Origin of the sequence: Bacillus sp. PPSBB_11 (genome assembly GCF_038023285.1) — a bacterium.
GTDB classification, from domain to species: Bacteria; Bacillota; Bacilli; order Bacillales; family Bacillaceae; genus Bacillus; species Bacillus altitudinis.
The window spans coordinates 772,308-773,816 of record NZ_CP150633.1; the positions used below are offsets into that span (position 1 = coordinate 772,308).

Annotated in this window: 2 protein-coding genes; both read right to left on the reverse strand. The window is 47.6% G+C overall.

Going from position 1 to position 1,509, the window contains the following annotated elements:
• Positions 1-276 precede the first annotated feature (276 nt).
• Complete coding sequence (locus V7L95_RS03885) at positions 277-516, reverse strand: phage holin (protein ID WP_047204069.1); 240 nt, start codon at positions 514-516, stop codon at positions 277-279.
• Complete coding sequence (locus V7L95_RS03890; protein ID WP_340968077.1) at positions 513-1,352, reverse strand: N-acetylmuramoyl-L-alanine amidase; 840 nt, start codon at positions 1,350-1,352, stop codon at positions 513-515. Before V7L95_RS03890 ends, V7L95_RS03885 begins: the two co-directional genes overlap by 4 nt.
• Positions 1,353-1,509 lie beyond the last annotated feature (157 nt).

Here is a 1,509-nt window from a genome sequence, read left to right on the forward strand (position 1 = left end):
GAATTAAAACCAGGTAAAGGTGGACAATTAGTTCGTTCTGCTGGTACTTAGGAGCTTCGTTATCATCGTAATTATACTCAATCTCCCGTTTAGAATCACTTACCTTTACGTCATTACAACCGGATAATAGCAACATAGCCATAAATGTAGCTATAAAATATACGGAAATCCTCTTTATCTTTATATCTTCCGCCTCCCCTCCGCTCAATTATACGTTATTGTTATGTAAGACGGCTACCTACGTTTTTATACGTAAGCAACCGCCGAAAGTTCCGATTATTTCTTGCCGACTTCATCTAACGCTTTTCTTTCGCGCGCCTTCTTAGAAACGTCGTTGTTTTTCCAGTACGCCCATAGCGAAGTTGCCCCGAGGAACAGCAACGCAATAAAATCGGACACTGCTGCTTCATCTACCGGAATAGTCTGCACGCCAAACATCGTCAGCCCGCTGTTTACGAGTGCCAACGCAAGCAAAATAAATCGAGTCACCGTTCCTGCGCTAATATTCGTCTTCATACGCTATACCCCGCTTTCTTTAGTGCCGCTACTAGTTTGGCGCGTGTTGCTGGTCCGTAGATTCCGTCGTTTGCAATGCCGGATTGCGTCGACTGGAATCGCTTGACTGCGTTTGCCGTTTTCGGACCATAAATGCCGTCGATGCCGTTATTTTTCGCCCCTTTGTCCGGATAGAAATAAACGGCTGCTAGTGCGTTTTGAAGTTGCGTGACGACCGTGCCGCGAGCACCTTGACGGATCACGCCAGTCGGTACCGTTAGTTTTTTGGACGACGTCTTCGGCGCGCTAGTTTTCACCGGCTTAGTCGCTGCGCCCGTTTTAGATGGCGCTTTGCTTCCGTTTAGCGCAGCGAGTTCTTTAGCAATCGCTTCTTTCACCGCTCCCCAACGACCTTCATCGAGTACACGGTGCGGACAATGCTTTCCGCTCCAATCTTCGTGCTTCTTCACGCGATCAACGCCCCAGCCGCGCTCTTTTAGAAGCTGCGCAATGAATTTGATCGCTAATGCTTCCGCTTTTTTGTACCGCTCGCCGCCGGATTTTGAATAACAAACCTCAACGCCGATTGACGTTCTGTTTCCGCTGTTAGCGCCGCTTCCATCTCCGCAGTGCCAAGCGTTTCTATTTACCGGAATACCTTGGCGCACTTCTACGTCATCCACTGCGAAATGATACGAGACCTGATTACTGTTACCGTTCATATACGAAATCTCGTTTTTTGCCGAGGCATCATTTGCAGTATTGTGGAACGTGATATACTTTGCGTCCATTGAATTCGGGCATTTAATGCCGTATTTACTCGGAGATACAAGATCCTGCGTAACTTTAATCGTCATATAATCGTCTCCCTTTTCGTTTTATCTATTTAAAAAGCGCAATGCCAACCGATAGCAATAAACCTACCACCGTCAGCATCACGCCCCATACCCATTTCGTATTTGCGCGCATGTCTGCTATGTCTGCGCGGTTTTCCTTCGCCAATGCCAGCGCTTC

Bases quoted from the DNA above. Each gene is read 5' to 3' on its own strand.
- V7L95_RS03885 (WP_047204069.1), bottom strand. From the start codon at position 516: ATGAAGACGAATATTAGCGCAGGAACGGTGACTCGATTTATTTTGCTT.
- V7L95_RS03890 (WP_340968077.1), bottom strand. From the start codon at position 1,352: ATGACGATTAAAGTTACGCAGGATCTTGTATCTCCGAGTAAATACGGC.